The organism is Streptomyces yamdrokensis, from assembly GCF_053890455.1.
This window is the reverse complement of sequence record NZ_JBSSMB010000003.1, coordinates 30,247-47,929: the sequence shown is the minus strand read 5'-3', so window position 1 is coordinate 47,929 and position 17,683 is coordinate 30,247. Positions and strand designations below refer to the sequence as shown.

Annotated in this window: 7 protein-coding genes; 4 read left to right on the top strand and 3 right to left on the bottom strand. The window is 74.1% G+C overall.

The annotated features are described in order from the left end of the window. Positions 1-5: 5 nt before the first annotated feature. The 3 genes from ACWZEH_RS34750 (at position 6) to ACWZEH_RS34740 (ending at position 13,222) form a co-directional block, all read left to right on the top strand. Complete coding sequence (locus ACWZEH_RS34750) at positions 6-6,644, top strand: type I polyketide synthase (RefSeq protein ID WP_456200328.1); 6,639 nt, start codon at positions 6-8, stop codon at positions 6,642-6,644. Positions 6,645-6,649: 5 nt separating this feature from the next. Then, positions 6,650-9,772 carry a type I polyketide synthase gene (locus ACWZEH_RS34745; protein ID WP_456200326.1) on the top strand — a complete coding sequence of 1,041 codons (3,123 nt, stop codon included), beginning with the start codon at positions 6,650-6,652 and terminating at the stop codon, positions 9,770-9,772. Positions 9,773-9,940: 168 nt separating this feature from the next. Continuing rightward, a complete protein-coding gene (locus ACWZEH_RS34740; protein WP_456200324.1) occupies positions 9,941-13,222 on the top strand; it encodes a non-ribosomal peptide synthetase in 3,282 nt (1,093 codons plus the stop codon). A gap of 126 nt (positions 13,223-13,348) precedes the next feature. On the opposite strand, the gene ACWZEH_RS34735 is transcribed toward ACWZEH_RS34740, so the two are convergent. The 3 genes from ACWZEH_RS34735 to ACWZEH_RS34725 form a co-directional block, all read right to left on the bottom strand. Next, a complete protein-coding gene (locus ACWZEH_RS34735; RefSeq protein ID WP_456200322.1) occupies positions 13,349-14,125 on the bottom strand; it encodes a MerR family transcriptional regulator in 777 nt (258 codons plus the stop codon). A gap of 4 nt (positions 14,126-14,129) precedes the next feature. Further along, positions 14,130-14,930 carry an alpha/beta fold hydrolase gene (locus ACWZEH_RS34730; RefSeq protein WP_456200321.1) on the bottom strand — a complete coding sequence of 267 codons (801 nt, stop codon included), beginning with the start codon at positions 14,928-14,930 and terminating at the stop codon, positions 14,130-14,132. Positions 14,931-15,015: 85 nt separating this feature from the next. Beyond that, positions 15,016-15,777, bottom strand: a complete 762-nt coding sequence (locus tag ACWZEH_RS34725) for a thioesterase II family protein (RefSeq protein ID WP_456200319.1) — start codon at positions 15,775-15,777, stop codon at positions 15,016-15,018. 287 nt (positions 15,778-16,064) lie between these two features. On the opposite strand from ACWZEH_RS34725, the gene ACWZEH_RS34720 reads away from it, so the two are divergent. Further along, complete coding sequence (locus ACWZEH_RS34720) at positions 16,065-17,642, top strand: acyl-CoA carboxylase subunit beta (protein WP_456200317.1); 1,578 nt, start codon at positions 16,065-16,067, stop codon at positions 17,640-17,642. Positions 17,643-17,683 lie beyond the last annotated feature (41 nt).

Sequence of the window (17,683 nt, the reverse complement as noted above, 5' to 3'; positions counted from 1 at the left end):
GAACGATGACCAACGACAACAACGCCGATGTTCTCGAGTACCTGAAGCGGACATCGATCGAGCTGCTCGAAACGCGCAAGCGCCTCCAGGAGGTGACCGACGCCGCCGCCGAACCCATCGCCGTCGTGGGCGTCGCCTGCCGCTTCCCGGGCGGCGCCGCGTCCCCCGAGGCGCTGTGGGAGCTGGTGCGGACGGGCGCGGACGCCATGTCGGACTTCCCCGACGACCGCCACTGGGACCTGGAGAACCTGTACGACCCGGACCCCGACCGGCCGGGCAGCTGCTATGCGCGCTCGGGCGGCTTCCTCCACGACGCGGGTGACTTCGACGCCGACTTCTTCGGCATCAACCCGCGCGAGGCGCTGGCCGCCGACCCGCAGCAGCGGCTGCTCCTGGAGACCTCGTGGGAGTCCCTGGAGCGGGCCGGCATCGATCCGGAGAAGCTGCGCGGCAGCGACACCGGCGTGTTCGCCGGCCTCGCCTACTTCGGCTACGGCAACCACTTCACCACCCCCGAGGCCATCTCGGGCTACGCGCAGACCGGTTCCCTGCTGAGCGTGGCCTCGGGCCGGGTGTCGTACACGCTGGGTCTGGAGGGCCCGGCCGTGTCCACGGACACCGCGTGCTCGTCGTCGCTGGTCGCGGTGCACCAGGCGGTGCAGTCGCTGCGGCAGGGCGAATGCGGCCTGGCCCTGGCCGGCGGTGTCACCGTCGTGGGCATGCCGCAGGTGTTCCGGGAGTTCTCGCGGCAGCGGGGCCTGTCCGCCGACGGACGCTGCAAGGCGTTCGCCGACGCGGCCGACGGCACCGGCTTCGCCGAGGGCGTCGGCATGCTGGTCCTGGAGCGCCTGTCGGACGCGCGGCGCAACGGGCGCCGGATCTGGGCCGTCATCCGCGGCTCGGCCGTCAACCAGGACGGCGCGTCCAACGGCCTGACCGCGCCGAACGGACCGGCCCAGCAGCGCGTCATCCGGGCCGCCCTCGCCAACGCCCGGATCCAGGCGGCCGACGTGGACGCGGTGGAGGCCCACGGCACCGGTACGACGCTCGGCGACCCCATCGAGGCGCAGGCGCTGCTGGCCACCTACGGGCAGGACCGCGAGCCGGACAAGCCGCTGTGGCTGGGCTCGCTGAAGTCGAACATCGGGCACACGCAGGCCGCCGCGGGCGTCGGCGGCATCATCAAGATGATCATGGCGATGCGGCACGGAGTCCTGCCCCGCACGCTGCACGTGGACCGCCCCTCCACCCACGTGGACTGGACGGCCGGCGCGGTGGAACTGCTGACCGAGGCCAGGGAGTGGCCCGGTACACCCGGCCGCCCGCGCCGGGCCGGCGTCTCCAGCTTCGGGGCCAGTGGCACCAACGCCCACCTCATCCTCGAAGAGGCCCCCGAGCCCGAACCGGCCGCCGCCACCGCCGAGACCGGGCAGCCGGCCGCGACCACCGCCACCACCGACTCAGCCGCCACCGCCGACCCCGCGCCGGCCGCCACCGGCGGCCCCGTGCCGTGGGTGCTGTCCGCGCGCTCGCCGCAGGCGCTGCGCGCGCAGGCGGACAAGCTGCGCGCGTTCGTCGCCGCCGACCCCGACGCGGACCTCGCCGGCATCGGCGCGTCCCTGGTGACGACCCGGACGTCGTTCGAGCACCGCGCGGTGGCCGTGGGCCGTGACCGCGACGACCTGCTGAACGCCCTCACGGCGCTCGGCGACGGCGACGAATCCCCCGCCGTCATACGGGGCGAGGCCGGTGAACCCGGCGAGCGCGTCTTCCTGTTCCCGGGCCAGGGCGCCCAGTGGACCGGTGTCGCGCGGGAGCTGTACGACACCTTCCCCGTCTTCGCGCGGACCTTCGACGAGGTCTGCCGGCACTTCGACGCCCACCTCCCCTTCGCCCTGAAGCCCCTGCTCCTCGCCGACGAGCCCGAGGGACGCGGACGCACCGACGTCATGCAGCCGGCGCTGTTCGCTCTCCAGGTCGCCCTGTACCGGCTCCTCACCCGGTACACCCCGCGCCCCGACCGCCTGATCGGCCACTCCGTCGGCGAGATCGCCGCCGCCCACGTCTCCGGAGTCCTCGACCTCGACACCGCGACCCGGCTCGTCGCCGCCCGCGGACGCGTCATGCAGGCCGTCACCGAGCCCGGCGCCATGCTCGCCGTACGCGCCCCGCTCGCCGAGGCCGAGACGCTGCTCGCCCCGTACACCCGGGTCGGTCTCGCCGTCGTCAACGGACCCGAGTCGGTGGTGCTCGCGGGCCTGCGCGACGAGGTCCACGACCTGCGCGACCGGCTCGTCGCCGACGGCAGGTCCGCGAAGCTGCTCCCGGTCGACCACGCCTTCCACTCCCCGCTCATGGATTCGGTCATGGACGAGTTCGCCCAGACCCTCGGCGCGCTGCCCGCCGACGGCGAGCCGTCGGTCCCGATCGTGTCGACGCGCCTGGGCCGCGAGGCCACGCTCGAGGAGCTGACGTCCGTCGAGCACTGGGTGCGGCACGTGCGTGAGCCCGTGCGCTTCCACGACGCGGTGGAGCGGGCCCGCGAGGCGGGAGCGGACGTCTTCGTCGAGGTCGGTCCGGGCTCCACGCTCGCCGGCCTCCTCAAGGACGCCTTCGCCGGCCAGGGCGTCGACGACGCGGTGGTCCTCTCCACGTCGCGCAAGGGCCGCGGGGCGGCCGACGCGCTGACCGGCGCGCTCGCCGCGCTCCACGTGCGGGGCGTGCCGGTGGACTGGACCGCCCTGTTCGGGCCGCGCCCGCCGGTCGACCTCCCGACGTACGCGTTCCAGCGGCAGCGGTACTGGATGGACTTCCTCGCCGGACAGCGCTCCGCGGACGTCACCTCGGCCGGTCTGTCGGCCCCCGGCCACCCCCTCCTGAGCGCCGTGGTGGAGCACCCCGGCACCGACGAGGCGGTCTTCACCGACCTGTGGTCCCTGCGGACCCACGACTGGATCGCCGACCACGCCGTGTTCGGCGCGGTCGTCGTCCCGGCCACCGCCTACCTGGACCTGGCGCTGTCGGCGGGCGAGCACGTCGGGTGCGGCACGGTCGAGGAACTGACCCTGGCCGTACCCCTGATCCTGCCCGACACCGGCGACGTGCGCGTACGGGTCGTCGTCGGCGCGGCGGACGAGACCGGCCGCCGCTCCCTGGAGGTGTACGCGCGTCCCGGCGAGGACGGCCCGACACAGGGCGGCTGGACCCGCCACGCGGCGGGCACCCTGTCACCGGACACGCCGGCCGCCGGGGCCGAGGAGGGACCCGCGCTCGCCGCCTGGCCCCCGGCCGGGGCGGAGCGGGTCGGCATCGAGGACCTCTACGACTCCTTCACCGACGCCGGCTTCGACTACGGCCCGGCGTTCCGCGGGCTGCGCGAGGTCTGGCGCCGCGGCGACGACCTGTTCGCCCTCGCCACCCTGCCCGAGAGCGCCGAGGCGGCCGGCGCCGGGTTCACCCTGCACCCGGCGCTGATGGACACCGTCCTGCACGCGGCCGTGGCCGGCGGAGCCGTCCCGGTGACCGGCGGACAGGGCTGGATGCCCTTCGCGTGGTCCGGCGTCCACGCGCCCGGCGCGTGCGGCGCGACCGTACGCGTCCGGCTCCACGCCGCCGCCGAGGGCGTCGTGTCCCTGACGCTCACCGACGAGCGCGGCCGCCGCGTCGCGCACGTCGAGGCGCTGACGTTCCGCCCCGCCAGCGCCGAGCAGGTGCACGCGGCGCACGGCGGACAGCAGCGGTCGCTGTACGAACCGCACTGGCGGCCCGCCCGGCAGGGCGAGGGCGAGACCCGGCGCGGGCCGTGGGGCGTACTCGGCGCGAAGGACGGACAGGCCGCCCGCCTCGCCGCGGCCGGCGACGAACGCGTCACCCTCCACGAATCCCTCGACGAGGTCCTGACGGGGCAGGCGCCCGGGCACCTCGTCCTGTGCCTGGACGACATCGTCACCGACGGCCCCGATCCGCTCACCGTGGTCGCGGACGCCGACAAACACGTCCTCGCCCTCCTCCAGCGCTTCCTCGCCGAGGAACCGCTCGCCGACTCCACCCTGGTCGTCCTCACCCGCCTGGCCCAGGACACCAGCACGGGCGAGAGCGTCGAGAGCCTGCCCGGCGCGTCCGTGTGGGGCCTGGTCCGTTCCGCCCAGACCGAGCACCCCGGCAGGTTCCGGCTGCTGGACATCGACGACGAGGAGACCTCCCGCTCCCGCCTCGCGGACGCCCTCGCCCTCCCCGAGGACCAGCTCGCCCTGCGCGACGGCACGGCCCTCGTCCCCCGCCTCGCGCCGGCCGCGCCCGCGGACCACCGCATCGAGCCGCCGGCCGACGGCACCCACCGCCTCGGCATCCCGAACAAGGGAACCCTGGAGAACCTGACCTGGGTGCCCTGCCCCGAGGTGGACGAGCCCCTGACCGGCGGGCAGGTCCGCATCGCCGTGCACGCCGCCGGGCTCAACTTCCGCGACGTCACCATCGCCCTGGGCCTGATCGACCGGACGGCCATCGACGCCGGGCTCGGCAGCGAGGGCGCCGGAGTCGTCCTCGAAGTCGCCGACGACGTGACCGGCTTCGCGCCGGGCGACCGGGTGACCGGCATCTTCTCCGGTGCCTTCGGGCCCGTGGCCGTCGCCGACCACCGCATGCTCGTCCCCGTCCCCGACGGCTGGAGCTACGCCGAGGCCGCGTCCGTGCCGTGCACCTTCCTCACCGCCTACTACGCGCTCTTCCGCGCCACCGAGCTGAAGAAGGGACAGCGGATCCTCGTCCACGCCGCGGCCGGCGGCGTCGGCATGGCCGCCGTCCAGCTCGCCCGGCACGTCGGCGCCGAGGTCTACGCCACCGCCAGCCCGGCCAAGTGGCCCGCCCTGCGCGCCCTGGGCATCGACGACGCGCACCTGGCGTCCTCGCGCGACCTGGAGTTCGCCGGGAAGTTCCTGGACTCCACCGGCGGGCGCGGCGTGGACGTCGTCCTCAACTCCCTCGCGCACGAGTTCGTCGACGCCTCCCTGACCCTGCTGCCCGGCGGCGGCACGTTCCTGGAGATGGGCAAGACCGACATCCGCGACCCCCAGCGGGTGGCGGCCGACCACCCCCGAGTCGCGTACCGGGCCTTCGACCTCTACGCGTCCGGCCCGGACACCATCCACGCCATGTTCCAGGAGGTCATGGCCCTGTTCGCCGACGGACGGGTGCGGCTGAGCCCGATCGCCGTCCGGCACATCCGCGACGCGCGCGCCACGTTCCGCGAGATGAGCCAGGGCCGGCACGTCGGCAAGCTGGTCCTGGAGATCGGCGACACCCTCGGCGGCGGCACCGTGCTGGTCACCGGCGGAACCGGCGGCGTCGGTTCGGTCGTGGCGCGGCACCTCGTCGCCGAACGCGGCGTACGCAGCCTCGTCCTGGCCAGTCGCCGGGGCACGGCGGCCGACGGCGTCACCGAACTGGTCGCGGACCTGGAGGGCGCGGGCGCCACCGTCCGCGTCGTGGCCTGCGACGTCGCGGACCGGGCCGCCGTGGCCGGCCTGCTCGCGGACATGCCGCCCCGCCACCCGCTGACGGCCGTCGTCCACGCGGCCGGCACCCTGGCCGACGGCACCGTGGAGTCGCTGACCGCCGAGAGCCTCGACCACGTCCTGGCCGCCAAGGCCCGCGGCGCGCTCAACCTGCACGAACTGACCCAGGATCACCCCCTGTCGGCGTTCGTCCAGTTCTCCGCCCTCGCCGGCACCCTCGGCACCGCCGGACAGGCCAACTACGCCGCAGCCAACGCCTTCCTGGACGGTCTGGCGGCGCGGCGCAGGGCGTCCGGCCTGCCCGGTGCCTCACTGTGCTGGGGCTGGTGGGAGCAGAGCAGCGGCATGACCGGGGACCTGGACCAGGCCGACCTCTCCCGCCTGCGCCGGATGGGCATCGCCCCGATGCCGACCCCCGACGCACTGGCCCTGTTCGACGCCGCGTGCGCCCTCGACAAGCCGGTCCTCGTGCCGGCCCGGGTGGACGTCGCCGCGCTGCGGGGCAGGACCGGCGGCGACGTGCCGCCGCTGCTGCGCGAACTCGCCGACGGAGGCCGCCCGCGCCGCGACCGGGCGAACACCGCCGGGGACGGCGGCTCCCAGGGCCTGGCCGCCAGGCTGGCCGCCCTGCCCGCCGACGAGGCTCAGGCCGCCGTCCTGGACTGGGTCCGCGACCAGGTCGCCGTCGTGCTCGGACACCCCTCCGGCGCCGCTGTCAACGTCGACCAGGCCTTCACCCAGCTCGGATTCGACTCGCTGACCTCGGTCGAACTGTGCAACCGCCTGGCCTCCTCGACCGGCCTGCGCCTGCCGACCACCCTCGTCTTCAGCTACCCGACCCCGCGCGAGCTGAGCGAGCACCTGCACGGCCTGCTGCGCCCGGCCGCGGACACCGGCACGGCCGCGGGCGGGGACGAGGACGCGCGGATCCGGGAAGCGCTGCGGAACGTGTCGGTCGACAGCCTGCGCGCCGCCGGCCTCCTGGACCTGGTCCTGGCCTGCGCTGACACCCCGCACCCGGCGGACGACGGCACGCCCGCGGCGGACGCGGACACGGACGCGGGCGTGGACGAACTGACCGACCTGGATCTGGAAGCACTGGTCGACCTGGCCTTGGACGAGAAGAGGTAAGAGACATGACCAACTCCGCGGATCGCACAGCGGACGGCGCGGACCGGGTCCAGCGGGCGCTCCGCACACTGCTGGAGGAGCGCGACCGGCTCCGGCAGGAGAACGAGGCCATGAAGGCCGGCCGCGGCGAGCCCATCGCCGTGGTCGCCATGGCGTGCCGCTACCCGGGCGGCGTGTCCTCGCCCGAGGACCTGTGGGGCGTGGTGCGCGGCGGCCTGGACGTCGTGGACGACTTCCCGAAGGACCGCGGCTGGCGCGACGTGTACGACCCCGACCCCGACACCGCCGGCAGCTCGCACACCCGCCAGGGCGGGTTCCTGAGCGACGTGGCGGGCTTCGACGCCGAGTTCTTCGGCATCAGCCCCCGCGAGGCGCTGGCGGTCGACCCGCACCACCGCCTGCTGCTGGAGACGTCCTGGGAGGTCTTCGAGCGGGCCGGCATCGTCCCCGCCGAGGTGCGCGGCTGCGACGTCGGCGTCTTCTCCGGCGTCAGCTCCTCCGAGTACGGCTGGCGCTTCCTGGACAACAGCCCCGAGGAGCTGGAGGGCTACCTGCTGTACGGCAGCGCGCTCAGCGTCGCCTCCGGCAGGGTCGCCTACCAACTGGGCCTGACGGGACCCGCGGTGTCCGTGGACACGGCGTGCTCGTCGTCCCTGGTGGCCCTGCACATGGCGGTGCAGTCCCTGCGCTCGGGGGAGTGCTCCCTCGCGCTGGCCGGCGGAGCGTCGGTGATCTCGACGCCCGCGATGTTCGTGGAGTTCTCCCGGCTGGGCGCCCTGTCGGCGGGCGGCCGGTGCAAGGCCTTCGCGGACGGCGCCGACGGCACCGGCTGGGCCGAGGGCGTGGGCGTCCTGCTGCTGGAGCGGCTGTCCGACGCCCGCCGCAACGGGCACCCGGTGCTGGCCGTCGTCCGCGGCAGCGCCGTCAACCAGGACGGGGCCAGCAACGGCCTGACCGCCCCCAACGGCCGCGCCCAGGAGAAGGTGATCCGCAAGGCACTGGCCAACGCCGGCGTCGCCCCCTCCGAGGTCGACCTGGTCGAGGCCCACGGCACCGGGACCGTCCTCGGCGACCCCATCGAGGCGGGCGCGGTGCTCGCCGCCTACGGGCAGGGCCGGGCCGAGGACCGGCCGCTGTGGCTGGGCTCCCTGAAGTCGAACCTCGGGCACGCCATGGCCGCCGCCGGCGTCGGCGGCGTCATCAAGACCGTGATGGCCCTGCGCCACGGATACCTCCCCAAGACCCTGCACGTGGACGCGCCCACCTCGCACGTCGACTGGTCCTCCGGCGACGTCGAACTGCTCGTCGAGGGCCGCGAGTGGACCCGCGCCGACGCTCCCCGGCGGGCCGGTGTGTCCTCCTTCGGCGTCAGCGGCACCAACGCACACGTCGTCCTGGAGGAGGGACCGCCCGAGGAGCGGGCGGACGCGGACGGGCCCGGGGCGGGCGTCGTCGGCGGACTCGTGCCGTGGGTGGTGTCGGGCCGGAGCGCGGCGGCCCTGCGCGCACAGGCGGGCAGGCTCCGCGACGTCGCTGCCGGCACGGACCTGGACCTCGCCGGCGTCGGCTGGTCCCTGGTGTCGGGCCGGACGGCGTTCGAACACCGCGCGGTGGTGCTCGGCCGCGACCAGGACGAACTGCTGAACGGTCTGACCGCGCTCGGCGACGGCGCGGAGTCCACCGCCGTGGTGAGCGGCGTCGCCGCCGCCGGGACGGGCCCGGTCGCCTTCGTGTTCCCCGGCCAGGGCTCGCAGTGGGTGGGCATGGGCCGGCAGCTGTACGACGCCTTCCCGGTCTTCGCCGAGTCCCTCGACGCGTGCGCCGACGCCCTGGCCGAATGGGTCGACTGGTCGCTGCTCGACGTGGTGCGCGGCACGGCGGGGGCACCGGACCTGGACCGGGTGGACGTGGTCCAGCCGGCGCTGTTCTCCGTGATGGTGTCCATGGCCGCCCTGTGGCGGTCCTGGGGCGTGGAGCCGGCCGCGGTGGTCGGCCACAGCCAGGGCGAGATCGCCGCCGCGTACGTGAGCGGCGCGCTGTCCCTGCGGGACGCCACCAGGGTCGTCGCGCTGCGCAGCAAGGCCCTCGTGGACCTGATCGGCCACGGCGGCATGGCCTCGGTCGCCGAGTCCGCCGACGTCGTGGAGCAGCGCCTCGCCCCGTGGGAGGGGAGGATCAGCGTCGCCGTCGTCAACGGCCCCCGCTCCGTGGTGGTGTCCGGCGAACCGGACGCGCTCGACGAGTTCGTCGAGAAGATGAAGGCCGACGGCGCGCAGGCCCGGCGGATATCCGTCGACTACGCCTCCCACTCCCACCACGTGGCCCGGGTCCGCGACCAGGTGACCGCCGCGCTGTCCGGCGTCAGCCCCAGCACCTCGAAGCTGCCCTTCTACTCGACCCTGTACGGCGAGAAGACCGACACCGCGCGGCTGGACGCCGGCTACTGGTACGACAACCTGCGCGAGAAGGTCGTCTTCGAGACGTCCGTGCGGCGGCTGGCCGAGGACGGCTTCCGGGTGTTCGTGGAGATGAGCCCGCACCCCGTGCTGACCGTCCCGGTGCAGGAGACCGTCGAGGACGTGGCCGACGCGCTGGTCCTGTCGTCGACGCGACGGGACCGCGACGAGGTGGAGACCGTCCTCGGCTCGCTGGCCCAGTTCCACGTCCACGGCGGGTCCGTCGACTGGTCCGCCCTGTTCACCACCCGCCGCCGGGTGGACCTGCCGACGTACGCGTTCCAACGGCGGCGGTACTGGCTGGACCCCGCGCCCACCGCGCCCACCGCGCAGCTGCCCGCGACGGAGCAGCCCCCCGCCGACGACGACACCCTCGTCCCCCTGTCGGAGCGGATCGCCGGCCTGGGCGACGACGACGCGCGCGCCCTCGTCCTCGACCACGTCCTGGAGCGGGTCGCCGTCGTCCTCGGGCGCTCCGCCGACCAGGTCGTCGACCCCGACGAGGAGGTCCTGAAGATCGGCTTCGACTCGATGCTCTCGGCGGAGCTGAGCAAACGCCTCACCGCGTCCACCGGGCTCAAACTGCGGGCGAACATGGTGCTGCGGCACCCGACCCCCCGCCTGATCGCCGAGCACGTCACCACCTCGCTGGCGGGCCGCGGCACCCGCTGAACGACCGCACCACACGGTGGACCCCGAGCCCCGGGGCGCCGGACGCCGGCGGGACCGTCCCGCCGGCGTCCGGCGCGACTGTCCCGCCGGCGGGACACGCGAGGCCCTGGGCGGCCTGTCCCGCCGGGCACCGAGTTGTCTTGTACGGCCGCAACACCCCCCCGGAAGATGGGGGCGATCTGTGAATTCTTCCGTTACCCGGGCCTGTCTGCTGAGGGGTTGATCTGTGTGCCTTCGTTCGGTGCGTCGTCTGCGCATGAAGGGATGTGGCGGGCGCAGCACATGGCTCCCGACACGCCGAATCACGCGCTGACCATGTGGGATGTGGACGGGGACCTGGACGCGGCCGTCATGGAGTCCGCGTTCCGGCACGTCATGGGCGAAGCGGAAGTGCTCCGCGTCAACTTCGCCGAGCACGACGGCGAACTGCGGCTCGTACCCCGGGAACTGGGGGACTGGCGGCCCTTCCACCTCGACCTCAGCGCCGGGGCCGACCCCGAGCAGGCGGCCCGCGACGCGCTCGCCGACCTGGTGCGCGAGCCGTTCGACCTGGGACGGGACCTGCTGTTCCGGCTGGGCGTGGTCCGGCTCGCCGCCGACCGCTCCCTCCTGGTGATCGCCTACCACCACCTCATATCCGACGGGTTCGGCGCGGGCGGCCTGCTCTCCCGGCGCCTCGCCGAGGTCTACACGGCCCTGGTGCGCGGCGAGCCGGTCCCCGAGCTGCCCCACCCGTGGGACATCGAGTCCTTCGCGGCCGAGGCCGTCGGGTACCGAGGCTCGCAGCGGTTCGCCGAGGACATGGACTTCTGGCGCGACTACCTCAAGGACGCGCCGGCGCCCGCGCAGGTCCCCCGCGTCGCCCTGTCCGACGAGCGGCGCTCCGCGCTGTCCGAACCGCTCAGCAGCGCCGACCGCTGGTCGGAGGTGGCCGAGACCATCGGCATGGTCAGCCGCACCCTGACCGTCCCGCGGGCCGAGGCCGACACGTGGACCGAGACCGCGAAGTCCATGGGCCTGTGGATGTCGCAGCTGCTCACCGCGTCCGCCGCGGTCTACTTCCGGCACCGCTGCGACCGCCCCGAGTTCCTCCTGTCGCTCGCCGTCGGCAACCGCGTCGGCGTGGCCAGCAGGACACCCGGCCTGGCCGTCAACGTGGTGCCGGTGCGCGTCGCCGTCCCCCTCGGCGCGACCTTCACCGACATCGCCGACACCCTCGTCGACGAGACGTACGAGATCTTCGACCACGCCGCCTGCCACTACTCGGACATCCAGCGCGCCGCCGGCACCGTCCTGAGCGGGCGCGGCAGCTTCGGCACCGTCATCAACGTCGTCGAGTTCGTGGAGCGGCTCCACTTCGGCGACAGCCCGGCCCGCTACTCCGGCGCGACGACCGGCACCTTCGAGGAACTGTCGATCGGCGTCTACACCGACGGCAGCGCCGACAGCGACCTCTACATCCGCCTCGACGCCCCCGCCAACCTCTACCACCGCGCGGAACTGCGCTTCATCGGCGAGGAACTGATCGCGCACATCCGCGCCACGGTCACCGCCGGCGCCCAGCCGGCCGGCGCCCTGGACGTCGTCGCCGGCGCCGAACGGCACCAGGTGCTCCGGGCGCCCAACGACACCCGGGCACCGCTGCCCGAGGCGACGGTCGCGGACCTGTTCGCCCGGCGGACGGAGCGGGACCCCGACGCCGTCGCGCTGGTCCACGGCGACGCGGCCCTCACCTACCGGGAACTGGACGAGCGGTCGGACCGCCTCGCCGGGGAACTGCGCCGGCGAGGCGTCGGCCCCGAGACGGTCGTGGCGGTGGCGATGCCCCGGTCGGCAGGCCTGGTCACCGCCCTGCTGGCCGTGGTGAAGGCGGGCGGAGCCTACCTGCCCGTCGACCCGGCGTCCCCGGCCGAGCGGATCCGCTCCCAGGCCGGCGCCGGCACGGCACGCCTCCTGCTCACCGACACGGTGACCGCCGGCACGCTCCCCGCCGATCTCGACGTGCCCGCGCTCGTGTGCGACGACCTCCGCCCGGACACCGCCGACGGCGGCACGTCCGGGGCATCCGTCCCGTCGCCAGCCCACCCGGACACTCTGCTGGCCGTGCTGTACGGCTCCGGATCGACCGACGCGGCCACGGCGGTCGCGCTGACCCACCGGAACATGCTCCGGTTCGTCCTCGACCGGCACTGGAAGGACGGCGGCCGCGGCACCGTGCTGTGGCACGCGCCGCACACCAGTGACGCCCTCGCCCTCGAAGTGTGGGCGCCGCTGCTGAACGGCGGCCGCGTGGTCGTCGCCCCCGAGGGACACCTCGACGCCGACGCGCTGACCGAGGCGCGAGCGGCGCACGGCATCACCACGGTGTGGCTGCCCGCGGGCCTGTTCTCGGCGATCGCGGCTGGCCACCCCGAGCGCCTCGCCGGGCTGCGCGAGGTCTGGACCGGCGGTGACCGCGTGTCCGCGGCGGCGCTGCGCCGGGTCCGCGAGGCCTGCCCCGAGCTGACCATCGTCCACGGCCACGGCCCGACGGAGACGACCGTGTTCGCCGCCCGCCACCGCCTGCCCGCCGGCGAACCGGTGCGCCACGCGGACGCGGTCGGCCGCCCCATGGACAACACCGCCCTCTACGTCCTGGGCCCGGGACTGGCACCCGTCCCCGCCGGCGTGACCGGTGAGCTGTACGTGGCCGGGCCCGGCGTGGCACGCGGCTACGCCGGACACCCCGGACGGACCGCCGAGCGCTTCGTGCCCTGCCCGTTCGGTCCGGCCGGTGCGCTCATGTACCGGACCGGGGACCGGGCGCGCTGGGGCACCGACGGCCGCCTCGACTACGTGGCCCGCGCCGACGCCCAGGCCGACGTGCGCGGCGTGCGGGTCGAGCTGGCCGAGGTCGAGGAGGTGCTGTCCGAGTACAGCGGCCTCGCCCGGTCCGTCGTGGTCGTCCGGGAGGACGCCACCGGCCAGCAGCGCCTCGTCGCCTACGTGGTCCCGGCGGCCGGCCGGACCGTCACCGCCGACGAACTGCGCCGCTTCGCCGCGGGATGGCTGCCGGAGTCCATGGTGCCGTCCCTGTTCATGGTGCTGGAGCGCCTGCCGGAGACGGCCGGGGGCAGGGTCGACCGGGCGGCGCTGCCCGAGCCCCGGTTCGACGACGGGACGTACCGCGCACCGCGCAACGACACCGAACGAGCCCTGGCCAAGGCCTTCGCCGAGGTGCTCGAACTGGACCGGGTGGGCATCGACGACGACTTCTTCGACCTCGGCGGCAACTCGCTGCGGGCGATCCGGCTGGTCGGCCTGATCCGGGCCGAGCTGGACCAGGAGGTGTCCATCCGCAGGCTGTTCGCGGCGCGCACCGTCACCGGCCTGTCCGACATGTGGCGCGACCTCGCCCAGTCCAGCAGGCCGGCCCTGCGCAGGCGGACGAAGGCGGGCGCGGTCCTCTGAGCCGCTGTCCGCACCGGGACCTCCGGAACATCCGGCGACGCGGGTCGGCCGGGTGCAGGGAGGCCCCGGTGCCGGACGATCCTGGTACCGGGAGGTCCGGGCCGCTCACCCCGGCCGGGCGGGCCGTCACTGGTACGGGATGTCGACGCCGGCCGCGCGCAGGTTCGCCTCGAGCAGCTCGGTCAGCCGGGCAGCCGCCGATGCCTGCTCCTCCCGGTGGTGGTTGATCAGCCCGTAGCGGGTGGCGGCGTCGGGCCTGGCCCGGAACTCGGCCGGCATCGTCAGCAGTTCACGGTCGCCCAGCAGTTCGGCGCACAGGTCGGACGCGAGCTGGTCGAGCCGCGGATCGTCCGGATCCCACGACTCGACGTCCTGGCAGAGCTTCATCAGCTCGATGTACCGGGGATGGGCGAGCTGGCGTTCGAGCTGGACCACGAGGCTGTCGAAGATCTCCGGTACCAGGGTACGGGCCAGCATCAGGGCTTCCTGCTGGAGGGCCACGTAGTCGGCACTGAAGCCGAGCCCGGCGAGCCGGTCCAAGGCCGTACAGGCGCGCTCGGGCAGCAGGAGCCGGTCGCCGGCGGCGAGCCGGCGCAGCGCCGCGCGGCGCGCGATCAGCTCCTCGATCCGGTCGTTGAGCCGCCGCTCGACGTCCTCCAGGGCGGAGGCGAACCGCTCGGGACCGGCGTCGAGCAGGTCCCTGATCTCGGCCAGCGGCACACCCGCTCCGGCGAGCGTGCGGACCTGGACCAGCCGCAGCATGCCGGACGATCCGTACCGGCGGTAACCGGAGCTGTCGCGCTCCGGTTCGTCGACCAGGCCGAGCCGGTGGTAGTGGCGCACGGCCTTCACCGTGACGCCGGCGAACGCGGCCGCCTGACCGATCGTCAGTCCGTGCACCATCTGCTCAGTGGGCCCCTTGGTCGTGCGTGGCCGCGATCTCGCGGACGGCCTCGGCGACGGCCCGGAAGTCCTTGCGCAGAATGCGGGAGTGGTTGCTCGCGACCTTCGCGTTGACCCGCAGGTGCGGGTTCCGGGCGAGCACCGGGTCGAGCGAGGCCCGCATCCGCTCCATCTCCTCCCGGCCCCCGCCGAGGTTGCCGTCCGTGGCCAGGACGTACCGTACCGGGCAGGTCGCGCGGTCGAGGACCGGCCCGAGGGCGGCGCAGATCTCGTTGATCTCGATGTTGATCTCGGCATGCTGGGCGGAGGTCATCCGCGCGGACAGGCCGAACGGGCGCAACAGCGGCAGCAGCAGGCGCATCCGGCGGAACAGGCGCCGGATCCGCTCACGGGCCTCCTCGCCGGTGATGCCGTACGGCACGGCGCCGTCCACGGACACCACTCCCAGGACGCGGTCGGGGTTGCGGTCGGCCCAGTGGACGGCCAGCGCCGCACCGTAGGACCACCCGACGAGCAGCGGACGGTCCACGCCGGTCGCCCCGAGAACGGCGTCGAGGTCTCGGACACACGCTTCGAAGGAGTAGTCCGCCGACCGCCGGGACCGGCCGCGGGCCCGCTCGTCGTACGTGATGTGCCGCCAGCCGGTGCCGAGTTCGGCGATCAGGGGCCGCCAGGGCCGGTGGCCGCAGTAGGAGCCGTTCAGGTAGACGACGGGAAGGCCGGGGCCGCGCGTGTCGGTGACGGACAGGGCCGTGTCGTCGACGGGGAGCATGCCGGTCCGGGACGAAGCGGTGGAAGTGGTCATGTGCTTCAGCGTCCACCCTGACCCCGGGTCAGGGTCAACCGACGGCATCGAGCCAGGATCTGAGCCCGGCCGCCGGTCCGCGCGCTCAGGAAGCGGCGGTACCGGCGAGCCACCCCTCGGTGACGACCATGGCGGTCCGATGGATGTGGTCGGCGAGGTAGAAGTGGCCGCCGGGGAAGACCTTCAGGGCGAAGTCACCACGCGTGTGCTCCCGCCATGTCCGAGCCTCCCGCACCGTCACCATCGGGTCGCGGTCCCCGATCAGGGCGGTGATCGGAGCGGCGAGCGGCTCTCCCTCACGCCAGGTGTACGAGGCGAGGGCCCGGTAGTCGGCCCGCAGCGCCGGCAGCACCAGCTCCAAGAGCTCGGGGTTGTCGAGCATGGCCTGATCGGTGCCGCCCAGCCTGCGCACCTCGGCCAGCACGTCGGCGTCGTCGTAGAGGAGGCAGTGGGCGCTCTTCCCGGCGTCCGGAGCGCCCCGGCCGGACAGGAACAGCCGCTCGGGGGCCGGCAGTCCGGCCGTGCGGAGCAGCCGGGCCGTCTCGAAGGCGACGAGCGCGCCCATGCTGTGGCCGAACAGGGCGTACGGCCGTTTGGGGTCCGCGGCCACGTCGCGGGCCAGTTCCTCGGCCACCGCCTCGACGAGCCGGTCCAGGGCCGTGAACGGCGCCTCGTTGTACCGGTCCTGGCGCCCCGGGTACTGCACCGCCACCACGTCGAAGTCCGCCGGCAGCGTACGCGCGAGCTGGGTGTACGCCGTCGCGGAGCCTCCCGCGTGCGGGAAGCACACGAGCCGTGGCCCGTCCCCCGCCGCCGTGGTGAAGCGCCGGAACCACTCGCTGTTCACAGTTGGTGTGTCCCTTCGTCTGTGCCGGCCGACCGGCCCGGCACTGCGCGGAAGGCCCGCCGGTGCCCACGGGGGTGGGGGGCGCCGACGGGCGACCGGATGCCCCGCGAGGGCTCGCGCCCGTCCGCATCGGAGCTCACCACCCGAGCGTCGCGCCCCGCCCTCGACGGCTGCTCGCAGGCCGGTGGAGAGCCCGCGCGGCCGGCATCATCCCGCACTCCATCCGGCTTCGAGCGACATGACAGAGGCTTCTCGGTGGTTCATGACGACGGCCGGAAGGGGACCTCATGACCGCCCTGGACGACAAGCCGGCCGGGCAGCGGCGCGGCACGGTCGCCGAGCTCGAGGCCGTACGGATCGCCGTGCGTGAAGGGCCCGGCGAGAAGGCCACCGAGGCCCAGCACGCCAAGGGCAAGCTCACCGCCCGGGAACGGCTCTCACTCCTCTTCGACGACGGCCGCTTCACCGAGGTCGAAGGGCTGCGCCGGCACCGGGCGACCGGCTTCGGCCTGGAGGACCGGCGCCCCCACACCGACGGTGCGGTCACCGGCTGGGGCCGAGTGTCCGGACGCACCGTCTTCGCCTACGCCCACGATTTCCGGATCTTCGGAGGCTCCCTCGGCGAGGCGCACGCCGAGAAGATCCACAAGATCATGGACATGGCCGCCATCGCCGGCGCCCCCATCGTGGGCCTGTGCGACGGCGCCGGGGCGCGCATCCAGGAAGGCGTGACCGCGCTCGCCGGCTACGGCGGCATCTTCCAGCGCAACGTCCGCAACTCCGGGGTAGTCCCGCAGATCAGCGTCATGATGGGCCCCTGCGCGGGCGGGGCGGCCTACTCCCCGGCCCTGACCGACTTCGTGTTCATGGTGCGCGGCACCTCGCAGATGTTCATCACGGGTCCGGAGGTGGTGAAGGCCGTCACCGGAGCACGGATCAGCCAGGACGAACTGGGCGGCGCCGACACCCATGCCACCCACTCCGGGGTCGCCCACTTCGCCTACGACGACGAGGAGAGCTGCCTCGCCGACGTCCGCCACCTGTTGTCCTACCTGCCCGCCAACAACCGCGAGCTGCCGCCGGCACAGCCCTGCGGCGACCGGCCCGACCGGCTCACCCCGGCCCTGTACGACCTGGTGCCGACCGAGCCCAGACACGCGTACGACATGCGGGGGGTCATCGAGGAGTTCGTCGACGCCGGCGACTACTTCGAGGTCCACGAGGCCTGGGCGCCCAACATGGTGTGTGCCCTGGCCCGCCTGGACGGCCACACCGTCGGCATCGTCGCCAACCAGCCCGCCTCCCTCGCCGGGGTCCTCGACATCAAGGGCAGCGAGAAGGCGGCCCGGTTCGTGCAGATGTGCGACTCCTTCAACATCCCGCTCGTGACACTGGTGGACGTGCCGGGGTTCCTGCCCGGCGTCGACCAGGAGCACGGCGGCATCATCCGGCACGGCGCGAAACTCCTCTACGCGTACTGCAACGCCACCGTCCCCCGCGTCCAGCTGATCCTGCGCAAGGCCTACGGGGGCGCCTACATCGTCATGGACTCCCGCTCCATCGGCTCGGACCTGTCGCTGGCCTGGCCCGGCAACGAGATCGCGGTGATGGGTGCGGAGGGCGCCGCGGGCGTCGTCTTCCGGCGCGAGATCGCCGCCGCCGCCGACCCCGAGGCCGCCCGCGAGCAGTACATCAAGGAGTACCGGGACCAGCTCATGCACCCGTACTACGCCGCCGAACGCGGCCTGGTGGACGACGTCATCGATCCCGCCGAGACCCGGGTCAGGCTGATCGACGCGCTCGCCGTGCTGCGCACCAAGCACGTGGCGCAGCCCTCTCGCAAGCACGGCAACCAGCCCCAGTGACGCCCCGGTCCCGCGCGCGGGCCGGCAACGACAGGAGCCGA

Bases quoted from the DNA above. Each gene is read 5' to 3' on its own strand.
- ACWZEH_RS34735 (WP_456200322.1), bottom strand. From the start codon at position 14,125: ATGGTGCACGGACTGACGATCGGTCAGGCGGCCGCGTTCGCCGGCGTC.
- ACWZEH_RS34740 (WP_456200324.1), top strand. From the start codon at position 9,941: ATGGGGGCGATCTGTGAATTCTTCCGTTACCCGGGCCTGTCTGCTGAG.
- ACWZEH_RS34720 (WP_456200317.1), top strand. From the start codon at position 16,065: ATGACCGCCCTGGACGACAAGCCGGCCGGGCAGCGGCGCGGCACGGTC.
- ACWZEH_RS34750 (WP_456200328.1), top strand. From the start codon at position 6: ATGACCAACGACAACAACGCCGATGTTCTCGAGTACCTGAAGCGGACA.
- ACWZEH_RS34745 (WP_456200326.1), top strand. From the start codon at position 6,650: ATGACCAACTCCGCGGATCGCACAGCGGACGGCGCGGACCGGGTCCAG.
- ACWZEH_RS34730 (WP_456200321.1), bottom strand. From the start codon at position 14,930: ATGACCACTTCCACCGCTTCGTCCCGGACCGGCATGCTCCCCGTCGAC.